At 34.7% G+C, this 19,755-nt stretch carries 26 protein-coding genes and 2 riboswitches; of the genes, 10 read left to right on the top strand and 16 right to left on the bottom strand.

All coding sequences use genetic code 11. From position 1 onward, the window contains the following. Window positions 1-152: 152 nt before the first annotated feature. On the bottom strand, window positions 153-608 hold the full coding sequence (locus ACUXVC_RS20230; protein WP_000769080.1) for an RDD family protein: 456 nt from the start codon (window positions 606-608) through the stop codon (window positions 153-155). 131 nt (window positions 609-739) lie between these two features. Here ACUXVC_RS20230 and ACUXVC_RS20235 point away from each other — a divergent pair, with 131 nt between their 5' ends. After that, the gene (locus ACUXVC_RS20235) at window positions 740-1,171 is read left to right on the top strand and encodes a DUF3997 domain-containing protein (protein WP_000758789.1); all 432 of its coding nucleotides are present in this window, start codon (window positions 740-742) and stop codon (window positions 1,169-1,171) included. Between the two features lie 44 nt (window positions 1,172-1,215). Here the strand turns inward: ACUXVC_RS20235 and ACUXVC_RS20240 are convergent, their stop codons facing one another. Together ACUXVC_RS20240 and ACUXVC_RS20245 are read right to left on the bottom strand one after the other, a co-directional pair. Further along, window positions 1,216-1,980 (bottom strand): hypothetical protein, encoded by a 765-nt coding sequence (locus tag ACUXVC_RS20240; protein ID WP_446025830.1) that lies wholly within the window; start codon window positions 1,978-1,980, stop codon window positions 1,216-1,218. Window positions 1,981-2,017: 37 nt separating this feature from the next. Next, window positions 2,018-2,746 carry a DUF4184 family protein gene (locus tag ACUXVC_RS20245; RefSeq protein WP_340782777.1) on the bottom strand — a complete coding sequence of 243 codons (729 nt, stop codon included), beginning with the start codon at window positions 2,744-2,746 and terminating at the stop codon, window positions 2,018-2,020. A 216-nt stretch (window positions 2,747-2,962) separates the two neighbouring features. Between ACUXVC_RS20245 and ACUXVC_RS20250 the strand changes: the two genes are divergently transcribed. Beyond that, window positions 2,963-3,715 carry an AAA family ATPase gene (locus ACUXVC_RS20250; protein WP_053563718.1) on the top strand — a complete coding sequence of 251 codons (753 nt, stop codon included), beginning with the start codon at window positions 2,963-2,965 and terminating at the stop codon, window positions 3,713-3,715. A 29-nt stretch (window positions 3,716-3,744) separates the two neighbouring features. Here ACUXVC_RS20250 and ACUXVC_RS20255 read toward each other — a convergent pair whose 3' ends face one another. From ACUXVC_RS20255 to ACUXVC_RS20265, 3 genes are all read right to left on the bottom strand, one after another. After that, complete coding sequence (locus tag ACUXVC_RS20255) at window positions 3,745-4,920, bottom strand: acetyl-CoA C-acetyltransferase (RefSeq protein ID WP_000552075.1); 1,176 nt, start codon at window positions 4,918-4,920, stop codon at window positions 3,745-3,747. A gap of 139 nt (window positions 4,921-5,059) precedes the next feature. Further along, complete coding sequence (locus ACUXVC_RS20260) at window positions 5,060-5,509, bottom strand: NUDIX hydrolase (protein WP_000540529.1); 450 nt, start codon at window positions 5,507-5,509, stop codon at window positions 5,060-5,062. Window positions 5,510-5,617: 108 nt separating this feature from the next. Continuing rightward, a complete protein-coding gene (locus tag ACUXVC_RS20265) occupies window positions 5,618-5,911 on the bottom strand; it encodes a DUF3928 family protein (protein ID WP_000288330.1) in 294 nt (97 codons plus the stop codon). A gap of 175 nt (window positions 5,912-6,086) precedes the next feature. Here ACUXVC_RS20265 and ACUXVC_RS20270 point away from each other — a divergent pair, with 175 nt between their 5' ends. Continuing rightward, on the top strand, window positions 6,087-6,704 hold the full coding sequence (locus ACUXVC_RS20270; RefSeq protein WP_000371605.1) for an ImmA/IrrE family metallo-endopeptidase: 618 nt from the start codon (window positions 6,087-6,089) through the stop codon (window positions 6,702-6,704). A gap of 15 nt (window positions 6,705-6,719) precedes the next feature. Here ACUXVC_RS20270 and ACUXVC_RS20275 read toward each other — a convergent pair whose 3' ends face one another. From ACUXVC_RS20275 to ACUXVC_RS20290, 4 genes are read right to left on the bottom strand one after another with little or no spacing between them, the layout of a single operon-like run. After that, window positions 6,720-6,944 (bottom strand): DNA-binding protein, encoded by a 225-nt coding sequence (locus tag ACUXVC_RS20275; RefSeq protein ID WP_423747909.1) that lies wholly within the window; start codon window positions 6,942-6,944, stop codon window positions 6,720-6,722. A 44-nt stretch (window positions 6,945-6,988) separates the two neighbouring features. Next, window positions 6,989-7,774: a DUF1129 domain-containing protein gene (locus ACUXVC_RS20280; protein ID WP_446025831.1), complete on the bottom strand. Its 786-nt coding sequence runs from the start codon at window positions 7,772-7,774 to the stop codon at window positions 6,989-6,991. A 13-nt stretch (window positions 7,775-7,787) separates the two neighbouring features. Further along, entirely contained in the window at window positions 7,788-8,555 is a 768-nt protein-coding gene (locus ACUXVC_RS20285) for a DUF1129 domain-containing protein (RefSeq protein ID WP_095690258.1), read from the bottom strand. Continuing rightward, complete coding sequence (locus ACUXVC_RS20290) at window positions 8,555-8,887, bottom strand: PadR family transcriptional regulator (protein WP_000107977.1); 333 nt, start codon at window positions 8,885-8,887, stop codon at window positions 8,555-8,557. The genes ACUXVC_RS20285 and ACUXVC_RS20290 overlap by 1 nt, the downstream gene beginning before the upstream one ends. A gap of 165 nt (window positions 8,888-9,052) precedes the next feature. Here ACUXVC_RS20290 and ACUXVC_RS20295 point away from each other — a divergent pair, with 165 nt between their 5' ends. Next, complete coding sequence (locus ACUXVC_RS20295) at window positions 9,053-9,829, top strand: 3-hydroxybutyrate dehydrogenase (RefSeq protein ID WP_095690257.1); 777 nt, start codon at window positions 9,053-9,055, stop codon at window positions 9,827-9,829. A 30-nt stretch (window positions 9,830-9,859) separates the two neighbouring features. Here ACUXVC_RS20295 and ACUXVC_RS20300 read toward each other — a convergent pair whose 3' ends face one another. From ACUXVC_RS20300 to ACUXVC_RS20315, 4 genes are all read right to left on the bottom strand, one after another. Then, a complete protein-coding gene (locus ACUXVC_RS20300; RefSeq protein WP_000393338.1) occupies window positions 9,860-10,021 on the bottom strand; it encodes a YvrJ family protein in 162 nt (53 codons plus the stop codon). Window positions 10,022-10,088: 67 nt separating this feature from the next. Next, complete coding sequence (gene mtnA, locus ACUXVC_RS20305) at window positions 10,089-11,150, bottom strand: S-methyl-5-thioribose-1-phosphate isomerase (RefSeq protein ID WP_340782767.1); 1,062 nt, start codon at window positions 11,148-11,150, stop codon at window positions 10,089-10,091. Beyond that, the gene (gene mtnK / locus ACUXVC_RS20310) at window positions 11,147-12,328 is read right to left on the bottom strand and encodes an S-methyl-5-thioribose kinase (protein ID WP_053563714.1); all 1,182 of its coding nucleotides are present in this window, start codon (window positions 12,326-12,328) and stop codon (window positions 11,147-11,149) included. Before mtnK ends, mtnA begins: the two co-directional genes overlap by 4 nt. A 90-nt stretch (window positions 12,329-12,418) precedes the next feature. Then, window positions 12,419-12,560: riboswitch (SAM riboswitch) on the bottom strand. A 71-nt stretch (window positions 12,561-12,631) separates the two neighbouring features. Then, window positions 12,632-13,495, bottom strand: coding sequence for a carbon-nitrogen family hydrolase (locus ACUXVC_RS20315; RefSeq protein ID WP_016512349.1), 864 nt, complete (start codon window positions 13,493-13,495; stop codon window positions 12,632-12,634). Window positions 13,496-13,509: 14 nt separating this feature from the next. On the opposite strand from ACUXVC_RS20315, the gene ACUXVC_RS20320 reads away from it, so the two are divergent. The 6 genes from ACUXVC_RS20320 to ACUXVC_RS20345 all read left to right on the top strand — a co-directional run bounded on the left by ACUXVC_RS20320 (window position 13,510) and on the right by ACUXVC_RS20345 (window position 18,502). Further along, window positions 13,510-14,688: a pyridoxal phosphate-dependent aminotransferase gene (locus ACUXVC_RS20320; RefSeq protein ID WP_095690255.1), complete on the top strand. Its 1,179-nt coding sequence runs from the start codon at window positions 13,510-13,512 to the stop codon at window positions 14,686-14,688. 64 nt (window positions 14,689-14,752) lie between these two features. Beyond that, window positions 14,753-14,858: riboswitch (SAM riboswitch) on the top strand. A gap of 65 nt (window positions 14,859-14,923) precedes the next feature. Beyond that, window positions 14,924-16,168 carry a 2,3-diketo-5-methylthiopentyl-1-phosphate enolase gene (gene mtnW, locus ACUXVC_RS20325; protein ID WP_071729747.1) on the top strand — a complete coding sequence of 415 codons (1,245 nt, stop codon included), beginning with the start codon at window positions 14,924-14,926 and terminating at the stop codon, window positions 16,166-16,168. Then, the gene (gene mtnX, locus ACUXVC_RS20330) at window positions 16,165-16,824 is read left to right on the top strand and encodes a 2-hydroxy-3-keto-5-methylthiopentenyl-1-phosphate phosphatase (RefSeq protein WP_000027487.1); all 660 of its coding nucleotides are present in this window, start codon (window positions 16,165-16,167) and stop codon (window positions 16,822-16,824) included. Before mtnW ends, mtnX begins: the two co-directional genes overlap by 4 nt. Next, on the top strand, window positions 16,821-17,459 hold the full coding sequence (locus ACUXVC_RS20335; RefSeq protein ID WP_000811341.1) for a methylthioribulose 1-phosphate dehydratase: 639 nt from the start codon (window positions 16,821-16,823) through the stop codon (window positions 17,457-17,459). Before mtnX ends, ACUXVC_RS20335 begins: the two co-directional genes overlap by 4 nt. After that, window positions 17,437-17,949: a 1,2-dihydroxy-3-keto-5-methylthiopentene dioxygenase gene (locus ACUXVC_RS20340; protein ID WP_000057317.1), complete on the top strand. Its 513-nt coding sequence runs from the start codon at window positions 17,437-17,439 to the stop codon at window positions 17,947-17,949. Before ACUXVC_RS20335 ends, ACUXVC_RS20340 begins: the two co-directional genes overlap by 23 nt. 277 nt (window positions 17,950-18,226) lie before the next feature. Further along, window positions 18,227-18,502, top strand: coding sequence for a hypothetical protein (locus ACUXVC_RS20345; protein WP_000054659.1), 276 nt, complete (start codon window positions 18,227-18,229; stop codon window positions 18,500-18,502). A 35-nt stretch (window positions 18,503-18,537) separates the two neighbouring features. Here ACUXVC_RS20345 and ACUXVC_RS20350 read toward each other — a convergent pair whose 3' ends face one another. Both ACUXVC_RS20350 and ACUXVC_RS20355 read right to left on the bottom strand, forming a co-directional pair. Beyond that, window positions 18,538-18,870: a DUF3909 family protein gene (locus ACUXVC_RS20350; protein WP_147801996.1), complete on the bottom strand. Its 333-nt coding sequence runs from the start codon at window positions 18,868-18,870 to the stop codon at window positions 18,538-18,540. Between the two features lie 5 nt (window positions 18,871-18,875). Then, on the bottom strand, window positions 18,876-19,754 hold the full coding sequence (locus ACUXVC_RS20355; protein WP_446025832.1) for an NAD(P)-dependent oxidoreductase: 879 nt from the start codon (window positions 19,752-19,754) through the stop codon (window positions 18,876-18,878). Window position 19,755 lies beyond the last annotated feature (1 nt).

Below are 19,755 nucleotides of genomic sequence, written 5' to 3' on the forward strand. Positions count from 1 at the left end.
ATTATTTTTAATTATTATACCATTATCTTAATTTTCAATCTATTATAAATAGAAATGACACATTTTAGCTTTTCCTTACTGTAAATATTCACAATATACTTATAAAATAAAAAAAGACCCTTTTATATATAAAAGGGTCTTTTTTTATTTTATTATACAAGACTTATTATTTTCGTCTTTGTAATTAAGTCCTGAAAACCGCAATTGTCTTTGCGGAACAACATCATATATACGTTACATATTAATGGAATTCCTAATAGCAATACGTTCGGTAATAACACTACAAAAAATCTTATAATTAATGTTTGCAACGTTAGCTTTTCACTCTTCAATGAAATTAATTTTATTCTCGTTACCTTTTTGCCAAGTGTAACACCGTTCCAAATAAAGGGTAATACAATAAAATATATCGCCATTAATATGAAAACTACTGCGAAATCATATCTAAAATCACCTAAGCTTATATTAAAGCGCTTAAACATAGCACTATAGTTTCCGGTCATAATAGCTACTACTGCACCATACATAACCGAGATTAAAAACATGTCAATTAGGGAAGCACCTATGCGATTCATTACAAGCGCTGGACGATGCATCTTTAACTTCATTTTATGTCGACTCCTTCATATCCTTCTTTACCCGTCTCATCGTACCACTTCTAAAAAACATTGTAAACTAGCGTTTCTCTTACTTTTCTTGTACAATTTGTTACAATAGCATTATAAAGGAGGTTCCCATATTGAAAAAATGGATAATCCTATTCGTCGCCTTCCTATTAACTGGTTGTGCAGGAAACACAAGTCACTTAACTTATACGGTTAACGATGAATACGAACTCATACGTACTTCTGGAAATGCATTTGAACTTTTCCCCTCGCAAGATGCTGTATATGCCACACAATACATCCCTGCAAAAATTACAGACATTGCTTGGGATGATAAATACATTATTGCAAAACAAACTGAGGAAAAATCAGATCCAAATAACCCTGACGCAGCAATTGCAAATAAAAAAAGTGAACATTATTGGATTATTGACGTAAAGCACAATAAACGTTTCGGTCCCTACAATGAAAAGCAATTTAACGAACAAAAAGATGCGTTTAAAATTAAGGTGCCTTTTCAAAATGTAGATTCATACATAAAAGAAATAAAAAAACAGTCAGCATAATATTTGAGTGCTGACTGTTTTTCTTACATTATTTTAAAAACACCTTACTCCGAAAGTGAGATATTAAACGTTTGTGACTCTTTTACAACATCTTGTGTTTCTGAATCTCCTGCAAGTAAATCATCAGTTGTAAACTGAATATCCTTTACTTTGTCTTTTCCATCGTCAAGTATTAAACCAATAATACCATCTCTTGTTTCACCAGGCTTATAGTCTTCTCTTGACACATTTTTTGTACCAACTAACGTATCTTCATCATATAAAAAGTTTTGAGTCGCTACTTTAAAATGTTGCTTACCATTAATCATAACATCATTCATAGAGAAAAATTGCATATTTTTATTCCCGCTATTCTCCACTTTATATGTAATCTCAACGTAACGAATTGTATTACTAATCTCTGTTCCACTTAGCGATGCATATAATTCTGCATCTTCTTGGCTTACTTTATCCCCTAGTCTACGTTTTACTTCTTCAGGAGTTAGTGCCGTGTATACTTTCAATGTATTTTTTGCTTTTTCACTCATCTGTGATAAAGAGATTACTTTCACATCTTGTACGTGAATTTTCATTGGCGCTACTTCAAATGTTTGATTCACAGAGTGCATCTGCTCTAACTTGAAAGTACCCCATCCTGTTTCTTTCACTTTTTGTCCTACTTTTTTCAGCTCACGCCCACCATATTCTTTCGTTTCAGGAATAGATTCTTTTTTCTTCGGTTCAGCTTTCTTTTCTTCTTGATGGAAGCAACCACTTAACATAAGAAGAAAACTACATAAAACAAAAATACTTTTCAATGCTTTCATCATTTCATTTCTCCTAACACTATCATTCATGAATATAAAATTAGTCCCTTGCTTTGTAAACTATAGAAACAATGAAAAGTCCACAAAATGAACTTGTCAGTCCAGATACTATTATACCTCCAATTTGGAAAATATGAAAATAGGGATCTAGGAACGCATGCACGATAAATATAATAGTTGCCACAACAATTACTGAAATCCAATACTTTCTTTTTTCCGAAGCTAAAATAAGGTCTTTACCCATTTCATTTCTATATTTCCATAAAACGTATACTAATAATAGAAAACCAATACATGTACTTCCATGTTGCATATATTTATAAACAGGGATACCGTACCATTCTCTTTGCAATAATGGTATTTTCATAACAAAATAGCCTGTCTTATGAGTGAATGCATCCCAAACAACATGCGTTAACATACCGAATAATGCTGAATAACAAAATATAAAAAGATCCTTCCATGTATGAATCCTCCACCCCTTATCTACTACATATGTATAATACCCAGCAAATGTTTTAGGTAAATGTGTTATAAAAGGCTTTTTTAAAATGTAATGATATATACATGCTAATAAGAAGACAAGTGGTAAATTTAAATATAAGAACCCAAGCCACGTATGCCCAATAACACCATACGGTCTAAAGTGTAAAAAATATTCAAAGTCAGGCGCCATACTACCTAATATAAGAGCCGTTACTGACATATATTTAGAATGCTTTTTCGCAAAAGGAAGAACTGCTGCTGGATGTGCAAATGTAAACGGCATACTTTAACTCCTTCTCACATTTTCAGTAGAATACCATATATCATAACGAGAGAATGGATCTTCATGCAATATTTATTTTCACATTGGAATATGATAGTTTAAATGATATAATCCACATAAAATATTCAGAAAATAAGGAAGGGATTCAGGTGTCATTAACACTTGTATTTGCTGCTTTTTTAGAATTAAAATCCGTTATGAATTGAGGTTTATATATTGATTGACGTACCCTTTTTACAAAATGTCACATTAAAAAAAGAAAATATCCCTAGTTTTTCCGCATATCCTTACTGCTTACCCGCTATTCGAACATTACAATCACTAGCTTTCCATCCAAATGTAACATTCATTATTGGAGAAAACGGAACAGGTAAATCAACATTACTTGAAGGAATTGCAATTGCGTTAGGTTTTAATGCAGAAGGTGGAACGAAGAACTTCCGTTTTAGCACAAACGATTCCCATTCACCTTTACATGAATACCTTCGAATTTCAAAAAGTTTCAATACACCAAACGACGGTTTCTTTCTTCGCGCTGAATCTTTTTATAACGTTGCTTCTTATATTGATGAAATGGATGCTGATCCAGAAGCACGCGGAAATCCAGTTATTGATTCATATGGTGGTGTCTCACTTCACAAACAATCACACGGTGAATCATTCTTTTCCTTATTTATGAATCGTTTTTCAGGACAAGGTTTATACATTTTAGATGAGCCTGAGGCCGCTCTATCACCAATGAGACAACTTTCCATGCTCATTCGAATGCATGAACTAGCGGAACAAGGTTCACAATTTGTTATTGCGACGCATTCTCCTATTTTAATGGCTTACCCTGAATCTACTATATACTCTTTAACACAAGAGGGGATTCACGAATCCACATTAGAAGAAACCGAGCATTACCAAACAACGAAACTTTTCTTTGAAAATCGTGATCGATTATTTCATCATCTATTTGAGTCATAAAAAAAGAAGCAGCAATAGCTGCTTCTTTTTTATAGTGCTTCTATAAATAAGGCAACCCCGATACCGCCACCGACGCATAAAGAGGCAATTCCTTTTTCTAACCCACGTCTTTTTAATTCGTGAATTAAACTTACCGTAATACGAGCCCCTGTACAACCAATTGGATGCCCAAGTCCTACGCCACTACCGTTTACGTTCACTTTTTCACGGTCTAAACCTAACTCTTTCTCTACAGCTAAATATTGAGCCGCGAAAGCTTCATTAATTTCAAGTAAATCTGCATCTTCTAATGACCAATCCACTTTTTCTAAACCTTTACGAATTGCTGGTGCTGGTCCAATACCCATAATTTTCGGGTCTACTCCAGCTACTGAATATCCAACAATTCTAGCTAACGGTTGTAAGCCTTTTTCTTTTGCTTTTTCTTCGCTCATTAATACTAGAACTGCACTTCCGTCATTCAGGCCAGATGCATTACCTGCAGTTACAGACCCATCTTTACGGAATGCTGGTTTTAACCCTGCTAATTTTTCCGCTGTAATATCTGCACGTGGATGCTCATCCTTCGAAAATACTACTTCTTTTCTACGTTCTTTTATTGTAATAGGAACAATTTGATCGTCAAAGTGTCCAGACTCGATTGCCTTCAGTGCCAATGTATGACTGCGAAGAGCAACTTCATCTTGTTCCTCTCTTGTAATTTCATATTGTTCAACTAAATTTTCCGCTGTTTCACCCATCATAATATGGTGAATCGGATCTTCTAACACTTCCCACACCGTATCACGAATTTCTCCGTGCTGTAGACGTTGTCCCCAGCGGTGCTGTTTCAATGCATAAGGGCTCGAACTCATCGCTTCTACTCCACCTGCAACAACAACATCACTTACACCTAATTGGATTTGCATTGCAGCTGACATAATTGCTTGCATACCTGAAGAACATTGACGTTGGATTGTATATCCCGTAACTGTGTCAGGAAATCCTGCCGCTAATGCAGCTGTTCTCGCCGTATTTGCTTCATCAGTTCTTTGAATACAATGACCTAAAATTACTTCATCAACTTCATGTGGTTCTACCCCGCCTCGTTTTACAGCTTCCTGAAGTACAGGAACAGCTAATTCTACTGGCGTTACATTTTTTAGCGCTCCTCCAAAAGTTCCAATTGGCGAACGAACTGCAGCTGTAATAACAACATTATGCATTTTGTACTTGCCCCTCTCTTATGTACCCTAGTAAGTTTTTAGGTGAAATTCCATAAGATGTATATCTATAACTATCATACTATAAACATACTAAAAAATCAAAATATTTCATATAATAAAAATAGAAGGAATTAACCTTCTATTCTGTCAGTGCATATAAAAACTTTTGCAAAATTTTCTCTGTCGTTTCATTCAATTTTGGCAACTTATCTACTGGAAAATATTGAAGTTTCAACCCTTCATGATCGAGCTTTAATTCCCCGCTCACATGATGTGCCTGATACAGATGAATGACATTGAAAATTTCATCGCCATTCGGATAACGGAAATATACTTCTTTTCCTGATAGAACACCAAGAAATTGCATTATTTTTGCAGTTAATCCCGTTTCCTCAAATAACTCTCTACGTGCCGTTTCTTCTGTCGTTTCACCCAGTTCCATCGCCCCGCCAGGTACACCCCAATCATATGTATCTGAACGATATTGAAGCAATACTTCTTGATTATCATTTAATATAATGATTGCTGATCCTACGAGAATAAGCGGTCTTGTACCAACGACTTTTCGTAACTCTTCAATATACCCCATATGTAAATTCCCCTTTCCCTAACCTCCCTTATCATAACAAAATTTCTCTCTTTTTGTTCATGTAATTTTAAAGAAAAAAAGGAAGCTTTCGCCTCCGTTTTTTCATCTTTATTTCTTAAAACTTTCATATTTTACAGCTTCAAAAGCTTCCTCAATTTCATCATTACGATAATGGACATATGTAAAACGCCCCAATTCTACTAATCTTGCTATTTCCTGTAACGCTTTATGCTGCTCATATGTTTCTTTCAGCTTAATATGTACATAAAACTTCATTAAAGGATGTTCATATAAAGGTTCTCCCACCTCTACATATACATCTTCAACCCCTTGTACAACTCTTACATAACTCGCAAATTGATAAAGTGCTTCTCTGTCTGAAACGATTTTTAATGTATACATATATTCTCCCCCTTTCCTTTACTATATCAAAAAGACGACCATACCATGTTATAGAACTATGAAATTTTTTCGACTTGTCATCTATATATTCAATAAAGAAGGCGTTTATCCATACATGACATCTTTTTCCCACATATATTATAGGAAGAACTTTTTTTCATTTGAGGTGTTCCTTATGGATCCATACGTCAATATATGTATTTGCATTACTCCCGGCGCCGATATTTCTGATGACCGCATCGCAAAAGATTTAGCTGTTGCAGAATCAATTTGGCACCCCATTACATTTCAAATTCAAGAAGTAATTGTATTAAATGAACTTTTCCGTTTTTTTGACCGTGAAATCAGTTATAAAAATTCCATTCAAAGTCAAGAAAAGTTGGCATCCTTTTTCCAAACATGTGTAAATGAAGCTCCTGAATGCGACCTTTATATTTGTTATATTGGCAGTGATTATTTCAAAGAAACAGCAGTAATTGCCTGCGCTTATTCTTTAGCAAAACAACAGCAACTTACTGGCTATATCGTTTTAACAAATTCGGCTGCCCCTATGAAAAATATATATACGCTCGCTCACGAAATCGGTCATATTTTATTTACAAGACGTATTCATGGAAAACTTACTCATGCAGATCCTCATTCTCCAACCGGTTCGGAGCACCACCCTTCTCCAACAAATCTTATGTATCCAATAGTCCCTCGTCCAGAAAACGTTCATATTCATTCCTTATTAACAGCAGAACAAAAAGCGCTCTCTTTACAAAGCTCTTTATTACAAAGAAAAAAACAGTAACCCTCATGTTACTGTTTAAAACAACTTATTCCAATCAACAAACCAAATCCCGGCTGCTAGAAATAAAAATAGACAACTAAATATAAATGTAATCCCTCTAAAAATCCCTATATAATATTTCTTTGGAAATAATTTTTGGTATATCCAGAGCAGCCGCTTTCCTATTAAACCGAAAAACATAATATATCCTGATGTGTAATCTAATATATTAATAAAATAGTCAACATATATCCTTTTTATAAAAGAGTTATTGTTAGGTTAACCTTAAAAAACTACTACTCAATTTACCTATAAATAATACTGTCTCTCTTTTTATTCGTATACTTTCCTTTTTCTAATTTTATATGAATTTTCAAAAGCATATAAATAACAATGAAAAGAATTATTTGTTGTACATACATTCCAATAATACTTGATAAATCTATCATTACGCATACATATTCCAATGCAATTGGAACTAGTAAATACGCCAAAGTAAACCAACCACCAAATTTAATATTTACAATAGCTGCAAATAGAACTACTATTCCAACAAGAATGAAGCTTTCTGTCGCAGTAAATTTAATAAATGTTGTACCATAAAAATTATTTAATAATGCAATACTGAAAATTGATAAAAACCATATCGCACCACTTATATACATAATTAAAAATTCAGTTCTTTTACGCTTAAATGAGGCTGTTCTCATGCCCCATATTAATACACTAATTCCTACAAAAATCATAATTGGATATCCGATTAATTCAATTAAAGAATAAGACAAACGATGGTCGACTTCACTAAAAAATGCACTCTTCATCATCGTGAATGCTAATAAATTTATAATGAAATAAAGCAATAATTTATAATTCCCTTTTTTATCAACTTCCATCTCTTTGGCAAGTTGATTTGCATACTCTTTTGGAGCATGACCGAATATATCATTTACACTCTTCCCTCTCTTTTCTCCTTCTATTAAATGAACTTCCGCATCTTCTATAAAGAAAATAATATCAGCTTCTCTAATGCCCTTTGTTCGTAAATACCCTTGAGTATCATCTAAAAACTTTTGCCCTTCATTCGATAGCACTTTTATCACCCCCTTATTTAACCATTTCTCTTCTATTCGTCTTCATCATAATTTCAAAGAAAATTAAAATAAACAAACTTCCGTATAAACATATAATTTGAAATAACATTGGCATGAGATCTTCAGATGTAAATGTTTTAAACAGTAACATAATAGAAAGTGGAATGATTAAATATAAGTTTTTAAACCATCCTTCAAAATATATATTTATCGCTACTGTGATGATAAAAATCCCACCAGCTACTATATAACTTTGGACTTCGGTGAATGTGAGCATTTTTGTAGGATATATCACATCTAATATCGTAACAGCTCCTAATAAAAACAATGGAGCAATCATAACTAAAGACCACATGGAAAACCATGTTTTTGTAAAGCTTGTGACGAAGGTCATTTTGCGAAGTAGAAAATTAGGACCTATAACAACTAAAATCAATGAAAAACTGTAACCGATACACTGAATAAGTGAAATCTGTAACATTCCATTATTCACTATTAAGATAGAAGCAATAATCCAAAAAGATACGATATTCATTACTGTAAAACCAATTTGCTTCCACGTTTCCTGTCTATCTCTTTCCATCACTTTTACAAGTTCATTTGCATATTCTTTCGGTGAGCTTCCGAAAATATCTTCTACACTCTTCCCCTCACTCTCACCTTCTATTAAATGAAGTTCTGCGTCTTCTAAAAAGTTTTCAATATCACTTTCTTTCACACTCTTTGCCGTCAAAAATAATCTCATATCTAACAAAAACTTTCGTGCTTCACTTGATAACATTATTTTCTCCTTCCCTTCCCTTCAAGTAGACGTTCTACACTACTTTGCATCGCTTCCCAGCGATCCATAAATTCATCAAGTGCTTCCTCGCCTTTTTCTGTTAATGTGTAATATTTTCTCTTTGGACCAGATGGAGATTCCTTCATTACGCTTGTTATTAGTCCTTCTTTTTGCATTCGTATTAATAACGGATAAATACTTCCCTCACTCGCCATTGTAAAACCATACTTTGCTAGCTTCTCACTCATTTCATAACCGTATATTTCGCCTTCAGAAATAATAGCAAGTAAGCATCCTTCTAAGATCCCTTTCAGCATTTGACTTGTCGACATAATTCAAACCCTCCTACTATCTTGTTTTACAAAATAGTATAGCAAAGACTATTTTGCAAAACAAGATAGCTACCGATATTTTTTCCAAATGTTTGCAGGATTTTCATTATAACCTCTCTAAATAGAGCACTATGAAAACTTTATTATGAAGGGATGTTTTTCATCATGGTTACAAATCGAGTTGTCTTTTTAACAGGTGCTGCGAGTGGTATTGGATATGAACTGGGAAGTGCTTTTGCAAAAGAAGGTGCAAAAGTTGTGATTACTGATCGTCTTGAAGAACGTGCGAAAGAAGCTGCTGAGCAATTACAAAGTGAAGGTTTTCAAGCTATCGGTTTAAAATGTGACGTTACATCTGAAGAGGAAATTACAGCATCAATTTCTCAAACAGTTAGTCATTTCGGTTCATTAGATATATTAATTAACAACGCAGGAATGCAACACGTTTCACCCATTGAAGACTTTCCAACGGAAAAGTTTGAGCTACTAATTCAAATTATGCAAATTGCTCCGTTTATCGCAATTAAGCATGCCTTTCCGATTATGAAACAACAAAAATATGGTCGTATTATTAATGTCGCTTCTATTAACGGCCTTGTCGGGTTTGCTGGAAAAGCTGCCTACAATAGTGCAAAACATGGCGTAATTGGATTAACAAAAGTTGCCGCTTTAGAAGGTGCTACGCATGGTATTACTGTTAATGCCCTTTGCCCTGGTTATGTCGATACCCCTCTTGTACGTAATCAACTACAAGACTTAGCTACTACACGAAATGTACCACTTGAAAATGTTTTAGAAGATGTTATTTATCCACTTGTCCCACAAAAGCGCTTATTACAAGTACAAGAAATCGCTGATTATGCTATGTTTTTAGCGAGTGAAAAAGCTAAAGGTATTACTGGTCAAGCTGTCGTTATCGATGGTGGCTATACTGCTCAATAAAAAATAAAGTTTGCTCAAGAAGAGCAAACTTTATTTTTTATTGCGAGGATCTTCGTACTTTAGTAATTGCCGCGGGAGCTTCTCAATTGCAACAATTACCCCCTCTAATTTACTTTCAATACGGTGGAGTAAATATAATGTTACAACAATTGGAAACCCTACATTACCTATCATCTTGATCCACTCTTCCATCCTCTTCTCCTCCTTTCATTATATAAGTAAGAGAAAACAATGCATTTAGGCATAAAAAAACAAGCTATTATGTATTAGCCTGTTTTTCAAATAATGATGCAATTTCTCGTTTATAATCCCCGCTTATAATACCTTTCTCAGTAATAATTCCTGTAATTAATTCGTTCGGTGTTACGTCAAATGCAGGGTTATAAACATTCGTTCCAATTGGTGCTACTTGTTTTCCAAAGATTTTCGTAACTTCTGTTTCATCTCTTTCTTCAATAATTATTTCGGCTCCAGTTTCTTTCCTAACATCAAATGTTGACAGTGGTGCAGCAACATAAAATGGGATATCAAAGTGCTTTGCTAAAATAGCTAAATTCATTGTCCCTATTTTATTTGCCGTATCTCCATTTGCGACAACTCGATCCGCCCCTACAATAATTGCATTTATTTCTTTCGTTTGAATAGCATGAGCTGCAGTATTATCTGTAATAAGGGTCACATCAATATTTGCTTGCTTCAATTCCCAGGTCGTTAAGCGACCACCTTGTAAAACTGGTCTCGTTTCACACGCATATGCATGTAAACGCACACCTTTCTCTTTTCCAATATAAAAGGGAGCTAATGCAGTTCCATATCTGGCAGTTGCGATACTTCCAGCGTTACAGATTGTTAAAATATTATCGCCATCTTTAAAACATGTTAACGCATATTCCCCAATATTTCGGCACACCTCTTCATCTTCCTGCTGAATGCGAAGCGCTTCTTCTTCTAATGTTTTTTGTGCTTCTTTTATTGTAGTAATCTCTCGAATAGATTCTCTCATACGATCAATTGCCCAAAATAAATTTACTGCTGTCGGGCGTGACGTTCCTAAATAATTACAATCTCTATTAAACTTCTTTTGAAATTCTTCAATATGTACAGTTTTATATTTTTTTGATGCAAGCGCCAAGCCAAATGCAGCTACAATTCCAATTGCAGGCGCTCCTCGTACTTCTAACATTACGATGCTTTTCCAAACCTCTTCAATAGTCGTCAATGTTTTGTATTCTGTGCTATGCGGCAATTTCGTTTGATTTAATACCGCAATTGCATCACCTTTCCAGCTTACAGATCTCGGAACAGTAACAATTGTACTCACGCTTTTACGCCCCCTGAAACTGTCTGTTGAAATAATGTTCGAAACAGTTGAATATCAGCACTTTTAGATTCATATTTTATTAGTTCTTTACCTAAGGATAGCGCTTGTTTCTTAGCTTGAATTCTTGTTTCTTTATTTTCTATTTCATCTAAATCTGCTACATGAGCTAAACCAATTGTTCTACGAATCAGTTCACATCCGGCAAATCCAACTGCATCAGTAAAGATATTTTGCAAAATAATTGGTAACCATTGTTTTTCTTTCGTATATGCTTCTACACCTTCTCCAATCCATAACTTTGTAAAAGTTTCTACAAAATAACTCCACGTCTTTTCTATATGGAAAAATAGTACACTTCTTTTCTCTTCTTCTCTAGATAAAGCATTTAATAATAGATTTGCAATAAATTGACCTATGTCAAATCCAAATGGGCCATATGTCGCAAATTCTGGATCAATCACTTTCGTTTCAGAAGGTGACGAAAAAATACTACCAGTATGTAAATCACCATGAATAAGAGTTTCTTTTCTTGTTAAGAACTTATATTTATATTGTGCTACTTTTAGTTTTAAAGTTTTATCACTCCAAAGTTCATCAACCACGAGCTGTAAATCTGGCTCATAATCATTTGTATCATAATGTCCAAACGGATCTGTAAACACTAATTCCTCTGTAATTTTACAAAGGTCCGGATTTACAAAGGTACCTTCTAGTACCCTCTTCTCTTCTGACTGTAAACCAAAATCTGAAGTGTAAAATAAAACATGTGCTAGAAAACGGCCGATATGCTGGGATAAAAGCGGATATTCTTCTCCGTCTATTAATCCTTTTCTTGTAATTGTTAGTCTTGATAAGTCTTCTATTACCGTTATCGCTAACTCTTCATCATGACTGTACACTACTGGAACATAATCCGGTACATACTGCGCAAAAATTTGTAATGCCTTGCTTTCAATCGTTGCTCTTTTTATAGACAATGGCCAGCTTTCACCAACTACTTTCGCATAAGGCAGTGCTTGTTTTATTATAATTGATTTCTCTCCATCATCTAATTTGAACACGTAATTTAAGTTTCCGTCTCCAATTTCATGACAAACGACATTTGCCTTCGCTTCAAAATAGCCATGATCTTTCGCATATTGTACAGCTGTTATTTCTGTTAATGAATAATATCCCATCGTCTTCTCCCCCTTTTTAAATTCAGAGGTTTTTCTAACATAGAAAAACCTCTTTCCACTAAGAAAGAGGTTTGAAGTTTATCTTCTCCCCTCTTATCTGCCAGAAAGTTTTACTTTCTGCTGGAATTAGCACCGTGCCTTTTGGCGTAATAAACGCCCCATTTCACAATGGTATTACGGTCGGTTGCTGGGCTTCATCGGGCCAAATCCCTCCACCTGCTCTTGATAAGAGTTGTATAATTTTTTGAATTTTTAACTTTATGTTGAAGACTATACCAAGAATAAAAATCACTTGTCAACATTTTATTTGTATAATTCTGGACGGCGATCCGCAAAAACTGGAATTCCTTTACGTACTTCTTTAATTTTCTCGAATTCAAGCTCTCCAAATAAAATTGATTCCTCTTCATTCGCCTCTACTACAACTTCACCCCAAGGGTCCACAATTAAAGAATGACCCGCAAATACATTATTTGGATCCTTTCCTGCTCTATTACATGCAACAACATAACACTGATTTTCAACTGCTCTTGCTTGCAATAGCAAACGCCAATGTGCTAAACGAACTAATGGCCATTCAGCTACAACAAATAATACTTTTGCCCCTTTAGCAGTATGGACACGCATCCACTCTGGAAAACGAATATCATAACAAATTGTTCCAGCGCATTCAACATCATCCAGCTTAAATTCGCCCGTACCATTACCGGCTATTAAATATTTATGTTCATCCATAAGCTGAAATAAATGTACTTTACTATATTCGTTGACTAGCTGTCCTTCATTATTTACAACATACATCGTATTTGTAACGCCTTGCTCTGTTTGCTTTGCTATAGAACCACCAACAATATGTACATCATATTGCTTCGCCCATTCTATTAACTTTTCTTTCGTTTCCACTCCATCCCTATCTGCAATTTCAGAAAGTCTCGTTAAATCATATCCTGTTGTCCATAGTTCTGGTAAGACGATAACATCTGGCCTTTCCTTCATAGCTTCGCTTATTTTATTTTTAGCATTCTCAATATTTTTTTCTACATCTCCAAAAACAATATCCATTTGAATACATGCGACTTTCATTTTTTCAGCCCCATTCTTATTTTTTTCTTTACAAAATACTGGAAAGATTATATCATTTGTCACTAGAATTGTAACAACTTTCAAAAGAGGTGGAAAGTATGAAATTATTTCAACCTTCTGAGATAGTAACATCATTGCCAACACAATTTTTCGCTTCACTTGTTGCAAAAGTTAACAAAGTCGTTGCAGCTGGTCACGATGTTATTAATCTAGGTCAAGGTAATCCAGATCAACCAACACCGCAGCATATCGTAAAAGCTTTACAAGATGCTGCCGAAAAGACCATTCATCATAAATATCCGCCATTTCGCGGACATGAAAGCTTAAAGGAAGCCGTGACTACATTCTATAAACGTGAATACGGCGTCGAATTAAACCCAAAAACTGAAGTTGCTATTTTGTTTGGTGGGAAGGCTGGACTAGTAGAATTACCAATTTGTTTTACAAATCCTGGTGATACAATTCTCGTTCCGGATCCAGGCTATCCAGATTATTTATCTGGGGTTGCCTTAGCAAAGGCACACTTTGAAACCATGCCGCTTATTGCAGAAAATCATTTTTTACCGGATTATAAAAAAATTGACGACTCTATCGCTGAACGGGCAAAGTTAATGTTTTTAAACTATCCAAATAACCCTACAGGTGCTACTGCATCAAAAGATTTTTTTGATACAACCATTCATTTTGCTAATAAACATAATATATTAGTTGTTCACGATTTCGCTTACGGTGCTATCGGATTTGATGGTCAAAAACCTGTTAGTTTCTTGCAAGCAGATGGTGCGAAAGATATAGGAATTGAAATTTACACGTTATCAAAAACTTTCAATATGGCTGGCTGGCGTATTGCTTTTGCAGTTGGAAATGAAAGTGTCATCGAAACCATTAACCTATTGCAAGATCATATGTATGTTAGTATTTTTGGTGCAATTCAAGATGCTGCTCGCGAAGCACTATTAAGTTCACAGTCTTGTGTAGTAGATCTTGTAAATAGTTACGAATCTCGGAGAAACGCTCTTATTTCAGCTTGTCACTCAATTGGTTGGAATGTAGACATTCCAACCGGATCATTCTTTGCATGGCTTCCTGTTCCAAAAGGATATACCTCTGAGCAATTTGCTGATATTTTACTAGAAAAAGCACATGTTGCAGTTGCTCCTGGTGTTGGATTTGGTGAACATGGCGAAGGGTATGTCCGTGTTGGTCTCTTGCATACAGAAGATAGATTACGAGAAGCCATTAATCGAATTGATAAATTAAATTTTTTCAAAAAGTAATTGACAACATGAAAAATATCTGACAAAATTCAGTTATCTTAAAAATTTAAACATTTCTAAATACTTCTTATCAAGAGCAGGTGGAGGGACGAGCCCGACGAAACCCGGCAACCGATCTACAATCGTAGACACGGTGCTAATTCTCGCAGCATTATGCTGACAGATAAGGAGCTGGTTGTAAAAAAAACCTCTCCTTAGCTGAGAGGTTTTTTTATTTAACTAGGAGGTTATAACAATGAGCGGAATAATAGCGACGTATTTGATCCATGACGGTTCACATAACTTAGAAAAAAAAGCTGAGCAAATTGCACTTGGTTTAACAATTGGCTCTTGGACTCATTTGCCACACTTATTACAAGAACAATTAAAACAGCATAAAGGCAATGTCATTCATGTTGAGGAATTAGCTGAACATGAACATACGAATTCGTATTTACGTAAAAAAGTAAAACGCGGAATTATTAAAATCGAATATCCGTTATTAAACTTCAGTCCAGATTTACCAGCAATTTTAACGACTACATTTGGAAAGCTATCCCTTGATGGCGAAGTAAAATTAATTGACTTAACTTTTTCAGACGAGTTAAAAAAACATTTTCCTGGTCCAAAATTCGGGATAGATGGTATTCGAAACCTTTTACAAGTGCATGATCGTCCCCTTTTAATGAGTATTTTTAAAGGAATGATTGGACGAAATATTGGGTATTTAAAAACGCAATTACGTGATCAAGCAAGTGGTGGTGTAGATATAGTAAAAGATGATGAAATATTATTTGAAAATGCATTAACACCACTTACGAAACGCATTGTATCTGGAAAAGAAGTTTTACAATCCGTATATGAAACATACGGACATAAAACGTTATATGCCGTAAATTTAACAGGACGAACTTTTGATTTAAAAGAAAATGCGAAACGTGCAGTGCAAGCTGGAGCTGATATTCTATTATTTAACGTATTTGCTTACGGACTAGATGTACTACAATCACTTGCAGAAGATGATGAAATCCCAGTTCCTATTATGGCACACCCTGCTGTAAGTGGTGCTTATTCAGCATCTAAGTTATATGGAATTTCATCTCCATTATTACTCGGAAAGCTACTACGCTATGCTGGGGCTGACTTTTCATTATTCCCATCTCCATACGGAAGTGTTGCGCTAGAAAAAGAGGAAGCTCTTGCTATCTCAAAATATTTAACTGAAGACGATGCATTTTTCAAGAAGAGCTTTTCTGTTCCATCTGCTGGTATTCACCCTGGTTTCGTTCCCTTTATTGTACGAGATTTCGGTAAAGATGTTGTTATTAATGCTGGCGGCGGGATACATGGACATCCAAATGGAGCGCAAGGCGGTGGTAAAGCTTTCCGTACTGCAATTGATGCTACTTTGCAAAATAAACCACTCCATGAAGTAGATGACATAAATTTGCATAGTGCACTACAAATATGGGGAAATCCCTCTCATGAGGTGAAATTATGAGTATTCAAGTATTTTGTGATTTCGATGGCACGATTACAAATAATGATAACATTATGTCCATTATGGAAAAATTCGCACCACCAGAAGCTGAAGAAGTAAAGAATAGAATTTTATCACAAGAGCTATCTATTCAAGAAGGTGTTTCTCAATTATTTCGATTAATACCTACTCATCTGCACGATGAAATTATTCAATTTTTAATAGAAACTGCTGAAATTCGTAATGGTTTTCATGAATTTATACAATTTGTAAATGAAAATAACATTTCTTTTTACGTTATATCAGGTGGAATGGATTTCTTCGTCTATCCACTCTTACAAGGACTCATTCCAAAAGAGCAAATTTACTGTAATGAAACAGATTTTTCAAATGAATACATTACGGTGAATTGGCCTCATCCTTGTGATCATCATTGTCAAAATCATTGCGGATTATGTAAATCATCACTCATCCGAAAATTAAGTGATACGAATGACTTCCATATTGTGATTGGAGATTCAATTACTGATTTACAAGCTGCGAAACAAGCAGATAAAGTATTTGCTCGTGACTTCCTTATTACAAAGTGTGAAGAGAATTATATTGCTTATACACCGTTTGAAACATTCCATGATATTCAAAATGAATTAAAACATTTGTTGGAGGTGAAATCATGAAACAACTTTTTCGTCAATGGTATGACTTAAGCGAGATAAAAAAAGAATTAACAACTCGAAATTGGTTCCCAGCAACAAGTGGTAATATTTCTATAAAAGTTAGTCATGAGCCACTTACTTTTCTCATTACAGCAAGCGGTAAAGATAAAACAAAAACCACTCCAGATGATTTTCTATTAGTAGATCATGTAGGAGTTCCCGTTTTAGAGACTGAATTACGCCCTTCAGCAGAAACAATATTGCATACACATATTTATAACAATACGAATGCCGGGTGCGTACTTCATGTTCATACAACTGATAATAATGTCATCACAAATTTATATAGTGATGCAGTTACCCTTCAAAATCAAGAAATTATTAAAGCTCTCGATATTTGGGAAGAAGGTGCAACAATTCACATTCCTATTATCGAAAACCATGCCCATATCCCAACGCTTGGAGAAAACTTCCGAAAGCATATACAAGGTGATTCGGGAGCGGTATTAATTCGTAACCACGGTATTACCGTATGGGGCCGAGATAGCTTTGATGCAAAGAAGAGATTAGAAGCTTATGAGTTTTTATTCCAATTTCATATAAAACTATTATCAATTCAAGGAGGCGTTTCTAATGGCGCAAATTCGTATTCATGAAGTAAATACTCGTATTGAAAATGAAGTGGAAGTATCTAAATTTCTACAAGAGGAAGGCGTTTTATATGAGAAATGGAATATTTCTAAACTTCCTACTCATTTAAATGAAAATTATTCTTTAACAGATGAAAACAAAGCTGAAATATTAGCTGTTTTCTCAAAAGAAATCGCTGATGTTTCAGCACGTCGAGGTTATAAAGCACATGATGTAATTTCACTTTCAAATAGCACACCTAACCTTGACGAATTATTAATTAATTTCCAAAAAGAACATCATCATACAGACGACGAAGTCCGCTTTATCGTCAGTGGTCATGGCATTTTCGCTATTGAAGGCAAAGATGGGAAATTCTTTGATGTTGAACTTGAGCCAGGCGATCTAATATCTGTTCCAGAAAATGCAAGACATTATTTTACCTTGCAAGATGATCGTCAAGTTGTAGCTATTCGTATTTTTGTGACAACTGAAGGCTGGGTTCCAATCTATTAAGGTAGTTAGTTGAATAAAAGGACTTGGATCCCCTTTTCCAAACTTTTATTCACTCTACATATATACATCCTCCTATGGAACAGGCTTATTTCACTTTTGAAATAAGCCTGATTTTTTATTTACTCAAAAGTACCATTTCATCACAAATTTAACGCCTTGATTTTTCAAGTGTATTTTTTGAACATTTATTGAAATTTTTCTGAAAATTCTGTTTTACATGTGATATACTACAATTAACTAAGAAGGAAAATAATATCGCAAACAGAGGGGGATAATCATGAGCTTACTTATCGCACTTATACTTGGAGTTACATGTGGAGCATTTCCTGTTATTTTAGGAGCTATTATGGAAGAGTTAGAAATTGGTGTTTTAGGATTTGTCGCATCTTGTGTAAGCGCTTTATTATTTGGTTTATTCGGCGCTATTCCTGTTTCAATTCTGTGTGCTTTTTATATAATACGCCATGCTCGTACAAAACAATTTGGTCCTAATCACATCGCACAAATTATCCCATTCCCGGTTGAACGATGTCGCCGCGCTTCTAACTTATAATGACTAAATAAATAAAAGTCCTCAAATGAGGACTTTTATTTATTTTCTTCTAGAAATTGAAACAATTCTTGTAGATGTAGGGCATCTTCACCATAGCTAACAGATACATGAAATATACCGTCAATCTCAGCTTGCATATAAAGATCCACTCCATCACAATCATATTTCAATGCCAAATAAAACTCCATTTCTTCTAACATCTTTTTAGAGGTTCGAATTACATAATGCCCCTTCTCATCTCTTCCATATTCAAAGTCTGGTTCAAAATCATATTTTTGTTTAAAAGCTTCTTTTTGTTTTTCATTAATTTGCATACAAGTAGCTCGCTGTACAGTATCAATCATCTCATCAAACTTTTGAAGGTCCACCTCGTTTACCCCCTTATATATTTTTTATATAATACTTGTGTTCCACTATTTTCTTCGCCATCCTTAATTAACTCTTCATACAATTCTTTCGCCAAACTTAAGCCTGGGACTGGTAATTGTAATTTTTCTGCTTCCTCTAAAGCAATTTTCATATCTTTCATAAAATGCTTTACATAAAATCCTGGCTCAAAGTCTCCTTTTAACATTCGAGGAGCTAAATTACTTAATGACCAACTACCTGCTGCCCCTGTTGAAATACTCTCTAACACTTTATCTGGATTCAATCCAGCCTTCTTCGCGTAAGCAACAGCCTCACATACTCCAATCATATTAGAAGCAATCGCAATTTGATTGCACATTTTTGTATGTTGTCCACTCCCAGCTGATCCTTGTAATTGAATGTTTGTTCCTAACTTTTCAAGTAAAGGTAAGCATCTATCATATATTTCTTTCTCTCCACCTACCATAATTGCGAGTTTTGCTTCTTTCGCACCAACATCTCCTCCTGAGACAGGTGCATCTAACGTATATATATTTTTGCTTTTTGCAACTTCATTAATACGTTTTGCTAAAGTAGGTGTAGATGTCGTAAAGTCAATTGCTATCGTACCTTCTTTTGCATGTTCTATAATTCCTTCTATACCAAAATACACTTCTTCTACATCATGTGGATATCCAACCATTGTCATTACAATATCAACTTGCTTCACTAACTCTTTTGGCGTATCACACCATTGTGCACCATCTTGCACTAAAGAATCTGTTTTTGCTTTCGTTCTATTATATACATATACTTTATGACCATCTTGCATTAAGTGATAAACCATACTTTTTCCCATTACGCCAATACCAATGAAACCTATTGATAAAGTTTTATGTTCCATT

This window comes from Bacillus sp. N6 (assembly GCF_052805735.1).